At 40.4% G+C, this 13,764-nt stretch carries 10 protein-coding genes; 7 read left to right on the forward strand and 3 right to left on the reverse strand.

Going from position 1 to position 13,764, the window contains the following annotated elements:
• Positions 1-54: 54 nt before the first annotated feature.
• The 3 genes from FNH22_RS20210 to FNH22_RS20220 form a co-directional block, all read right to left on the reverse strand.
• On the reverse strand, positions 55-1,119 hold the full coding sequence (locus FNH22_RS20210) for a cysteine desulfurase family protein (protein WP_143400253.1): 1,065 nt from the start codon (positions 1,117-1,119) through the stop codon (positions 55-57).
• The gene (gene glmM / locus FNH22_RS20215; protein WP_143400254.1) at positions 1,116-2,507 is read right to left on the reverse strand and encodes a phosphoglucosamine mutase; all 1,392 of its coding nucleotides are present in this window, start codon (positions 2,505-2,507) and stop codon (positions 1,116-1,118) included. Before glmM ends, FNH22_RS20210 begins: the two co-directional genes overlap by 4 nt.
• 129 nt (positions 2,508-2,636) lie before the next feature.
• Positions 2,637-2,867 carry a hypothetical protein gene (locus tag FNH22_RS20220; protein ID WP_143400255.1) on the reverse strand — a complete coding sequence of 77 codons (231 nt, stop codon included), beginning with the start codon at positions 2,865-2,867 and terminating at the stop codon, positions 2,637-2,639.
• Positions 2,868-2,955: 88 nt separating this feature from the next.
• Here FNH22_RS20220 and mazG point away from each other — a divergent pair, with 88 nt between their 5' ends.
• From mazG to FNH22_RS20255, 7 genes are all read left to right on the forward strand, one after another.
• Positions 2,956-3,780, forward strand: coding sequence for a nucleoside triphosphate pyrophosphohydrolase (mazG, locus tag FNH22_RS20225; protein WP_143400256.1), 825 nt, complete (start codon positions 2,956-2,958; stop codon positions 3,778-3,780).
• 50 nt (positions 3,781-3,830) lie between these two features.
• Positions 3,831-5,765, forward strand: coding sequence for a cation:proton antiporter (locus FNH22_RS20230; protein WP_143400257.1), 1,935 nt, complete (start codon positions 3,831-3,833; stop codon positions 5,763-5,765).
• A gap of 7 nt (positions 5,766-5,772) precedes the next feature.
• Positions 5,773-7,482 (forward strand): ATP-binding protein, encoded by a 1,710-nt coding sequence (locus FNH22_RS20235; RefSeq protein WP_143400258.1) that lies wholly within the window; start codon positions 5,773-5,775, stop codon positions 7,480-7,482.
• Positions 7,483-7,510: 28 nt separating this feature from the next.
• On the forward strand, positions 7,511-9,055 hold the full coding sequence (locus FNH22_RS20240; RefSeq protein WP_143400259.1) for a glycine--tRNA ligase: 1,545 nt from the start codon (positions 7,511-7,513) through the stop codon (positions 9,053-9,055).
• Between the two features lie 111 nt (positions 9,056-9,166).
• Positions 9,167-9,868, forward strand: coding sequence for a zinc-dependent peptidase (locus tag FNH22_RS20245; RefSeq protein ID WP_143400260.1), 702 nt, complete (start codon positions 9,167-9,169; stop codon positions 9,866-9,868).
• Complete coding sequence (locus FNH22_RS20250; RefSeq protein WP_143400261.1) at positions 9,865-11,199, forward strand: deoxyguanosinetriphosphate triphosphohydrolase; 1,335 nt, start codon at positions 9,865-9,867, stop codon at positions 11,197-11,199. The genes FNH22_RS20245 and FNH22_RS20250 overlap by 4 nt, the downstream gene beginning before the upstream one ends.
• Positions 11,200-11,302: 103 nt before the next feature.
• Positions 11,303-13,735, forward strand: coding sequence for an RND family transporter (locus tag FNH22_RS20255; protein WP_143400262.1), 2,433 nt, complete (start codon positions 11,303-11,305; stop codon positions 13,733-13,735).
• Positions 13,736-13,764 lie beyond the last annotated feature (29 nt).

A 13,764-nucleotide genomic window follows, 5' to 3' on the forward strand; every position in this document is an offset into this window, starting at 1 on the left:
GTGATTTCGGAAATTTTGTATATCGAAAACCCACTTGACATTTGAAGTATAATCTTATCTCTTTGTAGGGTAGAGATAGATTATATGCCCAGTATGATTATCGATAAAAANACTGGCACCGCTTGAACATGCACTTCCTCCTGATGCCGATATGCCGTTAATGTCTAATGTAAATAATAACATGTCATTGTCACTGGATTCTGGTAAACAGACGTTGAGTACAGTGTAAAGGCTTTTCGCAGCATTGGTAGAGTCACCATTAAAGCCAATTTCCGGAATACTTTCCGTTAGCTTTGTGATCATCCGGTCCTTAAGACCCTGGATATACTTCTGATGTTCCTCCATGTCTCGGTAAGCAATTTCAAATGCTTTTGCGGTACCGATGATCCCATAAACATTTTCCGTACCTCCCCGCATGTCGCGCTCCTGTGCACCTCCATGTATGAAAGGAACAATAGAATTACCTTTTTTGACATACATGAACCCTGCACCTTTGGGGCCATGAAATTTATGTGCCGCAGCTGTGACACAGTGTACTTTCATGTCTCTCAGGTTGTGGCGATAGTGCCCCATAGTTTGCACGGTATCCGAGTGAAAAACAGCGTTATAATGTTGACATAAACCACCGATCAAATCAAGGTCATTAATATTACCTATCTCGTTATTAGCGTGCATTAGAGATACCAAAGACCTGGGATTCTTTTTTAACAATTCTTCCAGGTGGTAGGGAATGATGTGGCCTTTTTCATCCAGATCTACAAAGCTCAATTTTACTTTCCCGGAACGTTCAAGGTTTTCTAATGTATGAAGTACGGCGTGATGTTCGATTCTGGAAGAAATGACATGAGTCAAACCATGTGTTTCTACACTGCAAATAATGAGTGCATTATCCGCTTCTGTTCCCCCCGAGGTGAAAAATATTTCACCGGGAGTAACATTAAGGAGTTCAGCAACAGATTTGCGGGCATATTCAATGGCTGATCTTACCTGCCTGCCATGGGAATGGGTAGAAGAAGGGTTTCCGTAATGTTCCTTAAAAAAGGGAATCATGGCCTCGAAAACCTCAGGGTCGATAGCCGTGGTAGCTGCATTATCTAAATAGATATTCTTTTTATTCATGCCTTTTCGCTGATGATCTCTTTAATGTCGGCAATGATCTTATTTGCCAGATGCTCTGCGGTAGCTTCTGATTCAGATTCTGAATAAATACGAATAATAGGTTCGGTATTAGATTTACGCAGATGTACCCACTCATTGTCAAAAGTAATTTTCACACCATCAATGGTATTAACATTTTCTTTTGAGTACTTATGTTTGATTTCTGTCAGAATACCGTCCACGTCAATATCGGGTGTAAGCTCAATCTTTTTCTTGGAAATGTGATAGTTAGGGTACTTAGCCCTGAGCTGAGAAACGCTTAAACCAGATTGAGCAAGATGTGTTAAGAATAAGGCTATTCCTACTAAAGCATCACGACCGTAATGTAATTCGGGATAAATCACCCCACCATTCCCTTCACCACCTATAACGGCATTAGTAGCTTTCATTTCATTGACAACATTTACCTCGCCTACGGCAGCTGAGGTATAAGATCCCCCGCGCTTTTCAGCGACTACTTTGAGAGCTATGGATGAGGAAAGGTTGGACACGGTGTTTCCGTTATGATGAGAAAGTATGTAGTCTGCTACTGCCACTAATGTATATTCTTCACCGAAAGGAGCACCGTTTTCCTGTATCAATGCCAATCTGTCAACATCAGGGTCTACTACAATCCCCAGGTCATACTTACCTTTTTCAATTTCAGAACAAATACCGGTCAGGTTTTCTGGTAGAGGCTCGGGATTATGTGCAAAGTGTCCTGTGGGAGATGAGTTAAGCTTTTTTACCTCTTCGATGCCCAATGCTTCCAATAATTTGGGAAGTACAACACCTCCCGATGAATTAACACCGTCTATCACTACCTTAAATTTGCTTTTATGAATGGCATCCACATCCACCAGAGGTAGCTTTTTTATGAGTTCGATGTGCTTATCAATATAAGTATCGTTTTCAGTATAGGTGCCGAGATGAAGTACTTCTGAAAAGTCAAAGCTTGCTTTTTCGGCAATTTCTAATACCTCTGCACCGTCATCCCCTGAAATAAATTCGCCACTTTCATTGAGTAATTTTAGTGCATTCCACTGTACAGGGTTATGACTTGCTGTTAATATGATGCCACCAGCTGCTTTTTCCAGGGGTACAGCTATTTCTACGGTGGGGGTGGTTGAGAGCCCCAAATCCACAACATCTATGCCTAAACCTATAAGTGTATTGGAGACCAGGTCACTTACCATTTTTCCGGATATCCTGGCATCTCTGCCAATGACAATCTTTTTTTTCTCTGACCTGCTTTTTGTCCAGGTGCCAAAGGCAGCAGCGAATTTGACGATATCAATCGGGGTAAGTCCTTCGCCAACATTACCACCAATGGTGCCGCGTATTCCTGATATAGATTTAATTAAGGTCAATGCTTTAAAAAATTAAGTTATTGTAAAGTTAAGAAAAACAGCGTATCAGTGCCACCTCAGTCGGCCTGAAAAAGACGAGGCAGGCTCGTTTAATATAATTATATAGCGCTGATAATGTGCTTTAGGGCACTAAGAAAATTTAGACATGACTTTATTTACTTCTGATTCCGGATTACCACATTCTGAGTTTTCACCCACTTTCTTTCCGCAGTAACCACAGGTAGCGCCTTCTTTATTGAGGTAAGGGCTTTGCGATGCGCACGTACCCTTAAATTGGCCGTTTTTTACAAAGATGAGTCTAACCGACATTAACCCAAAAAACAATGCTATTAATCCAATCCCTAAAAGTAAAGTAGCCATCTTCTAAATAATTTTTCACAAATTTAACTAATCAAGGATAAAACACCGACCAGGACGTCAAAGTTTCTCTTAAATAAGCTGACTGCAAATGAATGAAGTAAAATCAATCCCGGATACGAATCGAAAAGCCAAACTGGAAGCTTTTGACCGCTTGCTTACCATTATGGACGAGCTCAGGGAAAACTGCCCCTGGGATAAAAAGCAGACTATGGAATCATTACGTCATTTGACAATAGAGGAGACTTATGAACTGAGCGATGCCATTATTGAGGCAGATTATGAGGAGATCAAGAAAGAGCTTGGAGATTTAATGCTACATAATGTTTTTTATGCTCGTATAGCTTCTGAGAAAGAGTATTTTGATACGTCGGATGTGTTAAATGCAGTATGTGATAAGCTGGTAGAACGTCATCCTCATATTTATGGTGATGTAGATGCCAAAGATGAAGAGGCTGTGAAAAGGAATTGGGAGAGAATAAAACTAAAGGAAAATGGCAGAACTAATGCATCTGTGTTAGGGGGAGTTCCCAGATCTTTACCTGCTTTGGTTAAAGCGATGCGCATCCAGGAAAAGGCACGTGGAGTAGGGTTTGACTGGGAGAAAAAAGAGCAGGTTTGGGAGAAGGTAGAGGAAGAAATGAAGGAATTCAAGCAGGAATTCAACGTGGAAAAAGAAGCCCATTTTGATAAAGAAAAAGTGCAATCAGAATTTGGTGACCTCTTGTTTTCACTGATCAACTATGCCCGTTTTCTGGATATCAACCCTGAAGAGGCCCTTGAGCGCACAAATAAAAAATTCATTAAAAGATTTCAATATCTCGAATCCGAATCCGAAAAGGACGGAAAATCCATTGCTGACATGTCCCTGGCAGAGATGGATGTTTATTGGGAAAAGGCCAAGTCACTCCTTTAAGCTAATTTTAATCCATTATTCTTTAGATACGTCACCAGAAACTTCAGCTTGTGGAAGACCCAAAAACTCTTTTATTATTACTATCGGGATTTGTTATTGTAGCCATTGGTGCTAATCAAATAGCCAGGCAATTTCAGAAGATCAAACTTCCGATTATTACAGGCCTGTTGATCATTGGGATACTATCAGGCCCCTTTTTCATAGGGCTTATACCAAATATATCAAGAGAGAGCCTTTATTTTATAAATGACATTTCATTGGCATTTATTGCCTTTGCCGCTGCGGCAGAGCTATACCTGAAGGACCTGAGGGATAGGTTGAAAAGTATAAAGTGGATGACTTTTGGGCAGCTCGTTGTCACCTTTGTTATGAGCTCTATTATGGTCTTTGTACTGTCCGACTACATTCATTTTATGGACGGCATGGATACCAAGAGTAAAGTAGCCGTATCCATACTGGTAGCCACAATTTTTGTAGCCCGATCACCTGCTTCGGCCATTGCTGTAATCAACGAAATGAGGGCCAAAGGTCCATTTACACAAACGGCTATGGGGGTTACCGTGTTGAAGGATTTTCTTGTCATTGTATTATTTGCCATCAATATGTCATTGGCTAATGTGCTTGTGAAAGATACAGCCCTTGATTTTTGGTTTCTGATAATTCTTATTCTTGAGCTCACGGCATCATTTTTACTTGGAATTCTGTTAGGGCGAATATTAACATTGATCTTATCCTTTAAGATTCACAATTATGCCAAGACCTTCTACATACTTGGAATCGGCTACCTCGTTTATTTACTCTATTATTTCATTAAAGATTATTCAAATGAATTGACGGGTAAAGAGTTTTTGATAGAACCACTTTTGATATGTATAATAGGTAGCTTTTTTGTTACAAATTATTCCAAATACCGATATGAATTCATCAGGATCATTGAAGATGTAGGCCCGGGTATTTATGTGGCATTTTTCACACTTACCGGTGCTACCATGTCATTGGATCTGTTATTAAAAGTCTGGCCGATAGCGTTGGTTTTTTTTGGTATTCGATTGATCAGTATGATTATAGGTGCATTTGTAGGAGGCTCTCTGGCCGGGGACCCACCCTTGTTCAATCGAATAGGATGGATGCCTTACATTACACAGGCGGGCGTAGGGTTAGGGCTTGCCACTATCGTAGCCAATGCCTTCCCTGAATGGGGATTGGAGATGTCTACCTTGATAATAGCGGTGATAGTATTGAACCAGATTGTAGGGCCACCATTGTTTAAGTGGTCGATCAATATAGTAGGTGAAGGACGTGAGCGGCATGAGGTCCCGGACTTTGACGGTATTCGTGACGCTATTATTATAGGCCTGGAAAGCCAGTCCGTAGCGCTTGCACGCCAATTGAATGAGCATGGATGGGTAGCAAAAATTGCCACGCGAAAGCAGTTAATAGATAAATCCGAGTATCCCAACTGTACTATTCAAACTATGCCTGACCTTTCATTACAATCGCTGGAGACTATGGATGCTTCAAAGGCAGAGGCCATTGTGCTTATGCTCACGGATGAAGAAAACCTTGAGTTATGTGAAACTATCTACCAACATATTGGAACTAAAGATGTTGTAGTTCGATTGAATCACCACTACAATTTCGAAAAATTTCATAAGTTAGGAGCGTTAGTCGTAGACCCATCTACAGCCATTGTTAGTCTTATGGACCATTTTGTAAGATCTCCACAAGCTACATCGCTTTTGCTGGGGATGCAGGAAGGCCAGGATACGATCGATTTGGAGGTGCTCAACCCGAATTTGCACGGTTTGCCATTACGTGAGATCAAATTTCCGGCTGACATAATCATTTTGTCCATAAGAAGGCGCGGTCAGATGATTATATCACACGGTTATACTCGTCTTCGTAAGGGTGATTGGGTCACCATGGTAGGTTCAAATGAAAGCTTGGAAAAAATGACATTACTATTCGATAAAAATACGTCTTGATATTGTCATGTCTATAGAGCGCTTTTTTTTGATTGAAAGTATAAGTCATACAATTACGGCTCCTGAACGTCAGCGAGTAACGATGGCAGGACTATTCACATTATTGGGGGTTATAGTGTGTATAGGATATATTCTGTGGGAGTTGCATTCCGGTAATTTTATCTACATTCCATTTTACTTAATTATTCTCTTTTCAGCCCTTGTTTCACTCTTTTTGATGAGAACAGGACGAATAGTGTTAGGTAAATTCGTTTTTGTGATACCTGTTGTTACTGTTTTGTTTGTGATGCTGACCGTAGAGAAGTATGCCACCGGATTGCATGTTTTTTTTATTGTATTCTGTGTTTATGCATTGGCGGTATTCGGATATAAAAAACGATATTACGCTTTCTCAATTTGCGGATATGTTATTCTGTTGCTTGTAGTACATCACATCTTTGATCCTCAGTTTATAGCTCCTATCTCCTTTTCGGAAGAATATATTAAATCGACCTTTATTGTTAATAACATCGTTGGGCTGATATGTTCAATGCTCATAGTATTTTATTTAATGAAGATCAATTATGATTTCAATAACCGTCTAAAGTTGGCTACAAAAGAGCTTCATGAAAGCCGAAGTCGTTTTGACCTGGCGATCAAAGGGTCAGATGCAGGGATTTGGGATTGGAATAGTAACAATGGACAAATACAGGTTTCGGCTCTGCTGGCAGAGTTGTTAGAATATGACCCTGAGGACCTAAGTCACCTTACCATAGATATGTTATGGGACAATTTGCATCCAGATGATTTTCCTAAATTTAAGAGAAGGATGCGCAACCATCTCAAAAACAGGGAACCGTTCCGATTGGAATGTAGGTTAAGGTCCAGATGGGGAGAGTACATATGGGTACTGGGTACGGGACAGGCCGAGTGGGATGAAAGTGGAAAGGCTCATCGAATGGTGGGCACCATATTGAATATTAATGAAAGAAAACACGCCGAAAAACGGATCCAGGAACAGAACGATTTACTTGAAAAAACAAATGCTGAATTAGATCGGTTTGTCTACAGCACTTCCCATGATTTAAAGGCACCGCTTAGCTCTATATTAGGATTAATCCATATAGCAGAGCTTGCCCATGATGATCAGGAAATACGAGATTGTTTCGTCATGATGAAACAACGTGTTCATACGCTCAATTCGTTTATAGAAGATATCATTGATTACTCCCGAAATTCAAGACTGACTACAAAACCCAAGAAAATAGAACTAAATGAGCTGATAGACGATATAACAGCCAATCTCGAGTATTTTGACCAACGGAATTCAATAAGGATCGTAAAGCATTTCGCCAGGGATTTTCATATGGTGATAGACGAAGGTAGGTTAAAGATCGTCCTGAACAATCTGATCAATAATGCGATTAAATACCACGACCTAAAAAAGTCAGATCCCTACATATGTATCAAGGCAACTAAAAACGACCTGATGACGGAGATAAGGGTGGAAGATAATGGAATGGGCATAACTGCGGATTTAATAGGACGGGTATTCGATATGTTTTTTAGAGCTACCGAAAAATCCGAGGGATCTGGTTTAGGACTTTATATTGCCCGGGAAATGGTTAAAAAAATTGGGGGCGACCTTGAAGTTGTCTCTAGTTTGGGAGAAGGTGCTACCTTTATTTTAAAGCTTCCCACAGAAGAGGTCAGCAAATCCAAACATGACATAGCATAACGTACAAATTCCACTATCTTTGCGCGCTATGGCTAATCAAGACGATAATTTATTAAAGAAAATCGTAGCCCATGCCAAGGAGTATGGGTTTGTGTTTCCATCCAGTGAGATATACGATGGCTTGGGTGCCGCCTATGATTACGGTCAGTATGGCTCTGAGTTAAAGAATAATATCAAGAACTTTTGGTGGAAAGCCATGGTTCAAATGCATGAAAATATTGTGGGTATTGACGCTGCTATTTTTATGCACCCCACCACCTGGAAAGCTTCCGGGCATGTTGATGCATTTAACGACCCTTTAATTGATAATAAAGACTCGAAAAAAAGATATCGTGCTGATGTTTTGATTGAAGAATACATAGCCAAAATAGAGGGTAAAATCAAAAAAGAAGTACAAAAAGCTGCCAAACGCTTTGGTGATAGCTTTGATGAAACACAATTTCTGGCTACAAACGGGAGGGTGATAGAATACAATGCGCAGATTAAATCCATCAATGATCGGATGAAATCAGCGATGGAAACAGAACAGTTGAATGAGTTGAAAACGCTCATCGAAGATCTGGGCATTGCTTGTCCGGTATCCGGGTCCAAAAACTGGACCGAAGTGCGTCAGTTCAATCTTATGTTTTCTACTGAATTGGGTTCACTGGCAGAAGGAGCTAATACTATATATTTACGCCCTGAAACCGCACAAGGTATTTTCGTCAACTTTCTGAATGTACAAAAGACGGGAAGAATGAAAATCCCGTTTGGTATAGCTCAGATAGGTAAGGCGTTTAGGAATGAAATTATTGCCCGGCAATTTATCTTCCGTATGCGTGAGTTTGAACAGATGGAGATGCAGTTTTTTGTCAAACCAGGGGAAGAAATGAAATGGTATGACCATTGGAAGGAAAAACGTATCCAATGGCACAAAATATTAGGTCTGGGAGAAGATAACTACCGTTTTCATGATCATCTTAACCTGGCACACTATGCCAATGCCGCTTGTGACATAGAGTTTAACTTCCCTATGGGGTTTAAAGAGCTGGAAGGTATACATAGTCGTACAGATTTTGACCTTAAAGCTCATGAAGAACACTCGGGAAAGAAGTTACAGTTTTTTGACCCACAGGAAAATCAGAATTATGTGCCCTATGTGATTGAAACATCCATAGGTCTGGATCGAATGTTCCTGGCAATAATGTCTGCATCGTATAAGAATGAAACCCTGGAAGATGGGAGTGAACGCGTGGTCCTTAAGATACCTCCTGCACTTGCACCGGTAAAAGTAGCCGTGCTTCCGTTGGTCAAGAAAGATGGCCTTTCAGAAAAAGCAAGGGAGATCTTAGAGACGCTTAAATTTCATTTTAACTGCCAATACGATGAGAAAGATGCAATAGGCAGAAGGTATAGAAGGCAAGACGCTATAGGTACACCATACTGTGTTACTATAGATCATGATACCCTTCAAGACCATTCGGTAACACTTAGGGACAGAGATACGACTAAGCAGGAAAGAATACCGATAAGCGAGCTTACAAATAGAATAGAAGGACTGGTATCCATCAATACGTTACTCCAGAAATTATAGATGTTCGGGTACGTCTTACTTGCCCTACTATTGATAGGACTGGTAATTGCAGTTGTAAAATTGTTTTATGACGTTTTCGTAATTGTATATGAACAAGTTTTGGCCTGGTTAATGAGCAATAAACCTATTGCCAACGAGCATCTTTCCATTTTAAAAAAGTATAGCGCTTATTACAACTTGCTTTCTGATTTTAATAAAAAGCAATTCGAAAAACGGGTGCAACACTTCATGTATTCCAAAAAATTCATTCCCCGGGGATTTGAAATAGTTACGGATGAAATGAGAGTGTTGATCTCATCATCAGCCATTCAACTGGTTTTTGGATTACCTGGTGTTTATCTGGCTAATTTTGATAAGATATTGGTTTATCTTGATTCGTACTATTCTCATATCGGTAAACGTTATCACCAGGGAGAAGTTAATCCCCGTGCCGGTGTCATCATACTTTCCTGGAATAGTTTTGTGAAAGGGTATGCGGATCTGAAAGATTCCCTTAATCTGGGTATTCATGAGATGGCCCATGCCATTCACTTCGAAAATAGGATAAAAAATAAGGATTATGACTTCTTAGACTTTGAAGCACTTGAAATATTGAACGAGATCACAAGACGCGAGATACCTAAAATAAGAGAGGGCAATGGTCATTTTTTGCGGAATTATGCAGGGACTAATCAATACGAATTTTTTGCAGTGGCGCTGGAATATTTCTTTGAGAATCCACAGGAACTTTATGAGGCTATCCCGGATTTGTATATTACTTTGAAAAATTTGCTTAATCAGGATCCTATAAAACTATATAAATTGGCATCGTGAACTGGGAACAACTACTATCCGACCAGCGCCTTGGGGAAAAGCGACAAGGCATAGAAAAAGGGCGTAGTGCTTTTGAGCAAGACTATGACCGTATTATTTTCTCTCATCCTTTCCGTAGGCTTCAGGATAAAACGCAAGTACATCCATTGCCGGAAGATGATTTTGTTCATACCAGGCTTACCCATAGCCTGGAAGTATCTAGTGTTGGACGATCACTGGGAAAAAAAGTAGGCCAGGTAGTGCTGGAACGTCATCCGGTGTTAGCATCCGGCTATTCGGTTCACGATTTTGGCGCTATTGTGGCTGCAGCTTCATTAACACATGATATCGGGAACCCGCCGTTTGGACATTCCGGTGAAGATGCTATCTCTGAATTTTTTATTTCAGGTCCCGGAAAAGAATATAAAAAGCATGTTAATGAACTTGAGTGGGCGGATCTAACACATTTCGAAGGTAATGCCCAGGGATTTAGGATATTAAACAAAGAGCGATACCAGGGGTTGAAGCTGACCTTTGCTACATTAGCTGCATTTAGTAAATACCCAAGGCAGTCTATCATAAAAGAACAGATAAAATCCAGGTGTAGTCAGAAGAAATATGGTTTTTTTCAAAGCGAACGACAGATCTTTGAGACCATAGCAGACCAACTTGGACTTAACAAACATGAGAATTACTCATGGTGCAGGCATCCGTTGGCATTTTTAGTGGAAGCTGCAGATGATATTTGCTATCATTTGATAGACCTGGAGGACGGTTGTCGGATGGGCTTGGTTAGTTATGAAGATGCGGTAGAATTATTTGCTGGCATCCTTGGAGATAAATTCAGGCCGGAGAAGCTCAAAAAAATGGATAGTGTAAATGAACAAATAGGTACGCTACGTGCTATTGCCATTGGAGAGCTGGTGCAACAATGTACAACGCACTTTCTGGATAAAGAATATGATTTACTTCAGGGTGGTTTTGACAGGGCTCTTACCGATAGCATACCCGCAGCTAATACGTTGCAGGAAGTCATTGCTCTTTCAGTAGAAAAGATATATCGTTCCAGGCAGGTCATTGAAACTGAGATTGCAGGCTTTGAAGTATTGCCGGGTCTTCTTGATACTTTGGTGGAGGCGGTTATAGCGCAAAATATAAACGAAAAAGGGCTTAAACGGCATAAAGCAGCACTCCGATTACTCCCTTCAGAAACGCTAAAGGACATCGAGACACAAAAAGGAAATACTTATGCGGTTATCATGAATTGTGTGGACTTTGTATCAGGTTTGACAGACAGGCATGCTATCTCATTGTATCGAAAAATTAAAGGTATTTCTCTTCCTAATTCTTAGTAGATTTTAAAGCCTGGAACTATGATTACAACGTCAATGTGTTCATCTCATACCCATTATACATTCAGGGTAAAATCATTACCTTTGTGGATTAATTTCACCCATGTGGACTAAACTCTCCCATATAATTATAAAAAACCGTCTGTTACTCGTCTTACTACTGGCGGGGATCACTGCATTCATGGGCTATAAAGCTCAGGACGTGGAGATGAGCTTTAACTTCAGCAGTACCGTACCTACGGATGACCCTGATATGGTCGTTTTCCAGGCTTTCAAAGAACTTTTTGGAGAAGATGGTAATCTTATGGCCATTGGGTTAAAGGATAGCAGTGTTTACACGAAAGAGAAATTTGACCAACTCAGGGAGCTTAGCCTACGCATTAGCGAAATAAAAGGGGTAAATAATGTCCTTTCTCTCCCACTGATCAAAAGGTTAAAAAAAGATACGGTAGAAGGTAAGTTTGTGTTTGAACCCGTTTTTACGTCCACCCCCTCGACAAAGCAAGAATTTGATAGTCTATTACAGGTAGCGCTGGACCAGCGGTTTTACACAGGTCGCCTGGTCAATGAAAATAATGGAGCTACCGTTTTACTCATTTTTATCAATAAGAAAGTACTTAATTCGGTAGATCGACTTCGTCTTACGCAAGACATCCAGGATGTAGGGGCAGTCTTTGAGGAAGCCATGCAAATTAAGCTGCATTATGCGGGATTACCTTTTGTAAGGTCAGTAGTTTCCGGTGGAGTAAAAAAAGAAATGCAGATATTCCTGATTCTTTCTGTAGTAGTGACTGGTCTGATACTTTTTCTGTTCTTCCGTACCTGGGATGCTGTGGTATTCCCACTTACCATTATTGGTGTAGTAGTGGTATGGGTGTTGGGCTCACTGGTATTATTTGGATACAAAATAACGCTACTTACAGGGCTGATACCTCCGGTGATTGTAGTTATAGGTATTCCTAACAGTGTTTATCTGCTCAATAAATACCATCAGGAGTTTGAAAGCCATGGTAACAAAATGATGGCGATCAGCAGAGTGGTAAGGAAGATCGGGTTGGTAACTCTGATCACTAATTTCACCACAGCTATAGGCTTTCTCGTACTTGCTACCACAGATATCGTAATCCTTAAAGAGTTTGGTATCATAGCAGGTATTAATATCATGGCCACTTTTGTAGTGAGTATTGTACTCATACCGGCTGTTTTTTCATGGCTGCCATCACCAGGTGGTCAACAATTGAAACACCTGCGCTTCAAAATACTTGATACAGCGCTTACCTGGATGGACTTACTCGTACACAGGCACCGTATTTTCATTTATACCTTTACGGGTCTGTTAATAGCGATATCCGTCATCGGTATGTACAAGATTGAAACAGTAGCCTACATGGTGGATGATATCCCGGCCGATAGTGATGTTAAAAAGGACCTGGATTTTTTTGAGGACCATTTTAGCGGGATCATGCCATTGGAGATCGTAGTAGATACTGACAAAAGGAGAGGTGCCATAGATGTAAAAAACCTGAGAAAACTCGATCAATTTGAAAAGTTTTTGACAGAACAAAGAGATATCTCTGAACCGGTTTCCCTGGTGAGTTTTGTCAAAGCTGCCAGGCAGGCCTATTATGGGAATAATCCCGAAAGGTATCAGATACCTAATAAGCGAGAGAGTAATTTTATCCTCCGTTATATGAGAAATCAGACGGACAGTTCTGGGCTGTTCAATTCTTTTGTTGACTCCACCATGCAGAAGATGCGTCTTTCCATGCAAGTGGCCGATGTAGGTTCTCACAAAATGGATTCACTTATTAACCAGGTGATTCAACCCAAAATTGATACATTATTTGGAGAAAGTAATCTTTCATTGAGTATTACCGGTACTACGCCACTATTTGTAAAGGGGAATAAATTCTTAATAGAAAACCTTCAATTTAGCCTTTTACTCGCTTTTATTATTATTTCTGTCATCATGTCAGTGCTGTTTGCAAATTTCAGAATGATCGTGATCTCACTGGTTCCTAATATAATTCCACTCATTATTACTGCAGGTATCATGGGATTTGCCGGAATTCACCTCAAACCCAGTACTGCACTCATTTTCAGCATAGTATTTGGGATCTCTGTGGATGACTCAATCCATTTTCTGGCGAAATACCGCCAGGAACTCTTTGCCAACCGTTTTTTTGTGCCTTTGGCAGTAAGCAAGAGTTTGCGAGAGACCGGTGCAAGTATGATGTATACATCTATCATACTTTTTGCTGGCTTTGTGATCTTTGCCGGCTCAAGTTTTGGCGGTACGGTGGCGCTGGGAATTTTGACTTCCATTACACTGTTAATAGCCATGATCACTAACCTGATCTTATTGCCATCACTATTAATGACATTTGATGATGGCAAGCGCCGGGAAGACATGCACCCATTGATCGAACATTATGACGATGGTTTTTATATAGAGGATGAAGATGAGGAGATAGATCTTACGCAAATTCGCGTGGCACCTGATCCGGAAGATGTAACCGGTGAAGTTAATTCATAAAAGATAGAAGAGTAGAAGCCAGATGAATG

The sequence above is a fragment of the Fulvivirga sp. M361 genome (assembly GCF_007097395.1).
Lineage (GTDB): Bacteria > Bacteroidota > Bacteroidia > Cytophagales > Cyclobacteriaceae > Fulvivirga.

What these genes read in the sequence shown, in the direction of transcription:
- mazG (WP_143400256.1), top strand. Translation starts at nt 2,956, where the DNA reads ATGAATGAAGTAAAATCAATCCCGGATACGAATCGAAAAGCCAAACTG.
- FNH22_RS20220 (WP_143400255.1), bottom strand. Translation starts at nt 2,867, where the DNA reads ATGGCTACTTTACTTTTAGGGATTGGATTAATAGCATTGTTTTTTGGG.
- FNH22_RS20255 (WP_143400262.1), top strand. Translation starts at nt 11,303, where the DNA reads ATGTGGACTAAACTCTCCCATATAATTATAAAAAACCGTCTGTTACTC.
- FNH22_RS20245 (WP_143400260.1), top strand. Translation starts at nt 9,167, where the DNA reads ATGAGCAATAAACCTATTGCCAACGAGCATCTTTCCATTTTAAAAAAG.
- FNH22_RS20235 (WP_143400258.1), top strand. Translation starts at nt 5,773, where the DNA reads ATGTCTATAGAGCGCTTTTTTTTGATTGAAAGTATAAGTCATACAATT.
- FNH22_RS20240 (WP_143400259.1), top strand. Translation starts at nt 7,511, where the DNA reads ATGGCTAATCAAGACGATAATTTATTAAAGAAAATCGTAGCCCATGCC.